The organism is uncultured Limnohabitans sp. (assembly GCF_937889215.1).
Lineage (GTDB): Bacteria > Pseudomonadota > Gammaproteobacteria > Burkholderiales > Burkholderiaceae_C > Limnohabitans_A.
The window spans coordinates 1-1,436 of the sequence record NZ_CALBEX010000475.1; the positions used below are offsets into that span (position 1 = coordinate 1).

Consider the following 1,436-nt stretch of genomic DNA (forward strand, 5'->3'; position numbering starts at 1 on the left):
TGCGGGTGCGGGTGCGGGTGCGGGTGCGGATGCCGGGGCAAGTTGGGATGCAGCTTGGGGTTCAGGCGCTGGGGTGACTGAAACGGGGGCAGGCGCCGCGCTGCGCGCTGCCGGTGCTTCAATCAGGGGTGGGAGGCTGATTCGCGGACTTTTTTTTTCAGCCGACCCGCCAGCAGGTTTGAAAGCCAAAAGCCGCAACAGCACCATGGTCAAGGCCGCGTACTCGTCAGGGGCCAAGCCCAGCTCGGAGCGCCCGTGCAGGCACAGGCTGTAAAGCAATTGGGTTTCTTCGGCGGGCATGGCCTGGGCCAGATCGGCCAGGCCCTGGGTGTCGGGGTCGTCGCCGTCTTGCGCCATGCTGGGCACCATCTGCATCACCGCCATGCGCTGCAGCAGCATGGCCATATCCTCCAGGGTGGCTGCGGCCGACACGCCTTGCAAGCGCAGGGCGTTGACCTGGTTCACCACTGCCGCACCGTCGCCCTCGGTCAGGGCGCGGATCATGTGCAACACATGGCTGCGGTCCACACTGCCCAGCATCTGGCGCACGCCCGCCTCTTGCACCATGCCATTGCCAAAGGCGATCGCTTGATCGGTCAGGCTCAAAGCGTCGCGCATGGAGCCGCGTGCGGCGCGGGCCAGCAAGCGCAAAGCCAACGGTTCGGCGCTCAATTGTTCAGCGGCCAGCACTTGGGTCAGGTGCTCAAACACCGTTTCGGGCGCCATGGGCCGCAGGTTGAACTGCAAGCAACGCGAAAGCACCGTCACCGGCACCTTTTGCGGGTCGGTCGTGGCCAGCACGAACTTTAAATATTCAGGGGGCTCTTCCAGGGTCTTCAACATCGCGTTGAACGCGGTGTTGGTCAGCATGTGCACCTCGTCGATCATGAAGACCTTGAAGCGCCCCTGCACCGGTTTGTAGACCGCCTGCTCAAGCAGGCTTTGCACCTCGTCCACACCCCGGTTGGACGCCGCGTCCAGTTCGGTGTAGTCCACAAAGCGCCCTGCATCGATGTCGCGACAAGCCTGGCATACGCCGCACGGCTCAGCGGTAATGCCGCCCTGCCCGTCTGCGCCCTGGCAGTTGAGCGATTTGGCCAAAATGCGCGACACGGTGGTCTTGCCCACGCCCCGGGTGCCGGTGAACAAGTAGGCATGGTGCAGGCGCTGCTGCACCAAGGCATTGGTCAAAGCCTGCACCACATGCTCTTGCCCCACCATTTCGGTGAAATTGCGGGGGCGGTATTTGCGCGCGAGGACAAGGTAAGACATGGGACCTGATTCTATCGGGCTCCAGGCGGGATAAATAAGGAAAAAACCAGCAGCCGCCACAAAGCGGCCGCAAGCTCGCCTACAATGGATCTCGACGGGCCTTCCCGCATGGTGAAGCGGCCAACCGGGTCAGGTGGGGAACCAAGCAGCCCTAACTGTGAATC

General features: G+C 63.2%; 1 protein-coding gene and 1 other RNA gene. One reads left to right on the top strand and one right to left on the bottom strand.

Annotation, left to right across the window (positions count from 1 at the left end; genetic code table 11):
• On the bottom strand, nt 1–1,272 hold a 1,272-nt coding region (gene dnaX / locus Q0341_RS11930), incomplete at its 3' end, for a DNA polymerase III subunit gamma/tau (RefSeq protein ID WP_299513587.1).
• A 93-nt stretch (nt 1,273–1,365) separates the two neighbouring features.
• On the opposite strand from dnaX, the gene ffs reads away from it, so the two are divergent.
• Nucleotides 1,366–1,436: signal recognition particle sRNA small type (gene ffs, locus Q0341_RS11935), an RNA gene on the top strand; the annotation flags it as partial.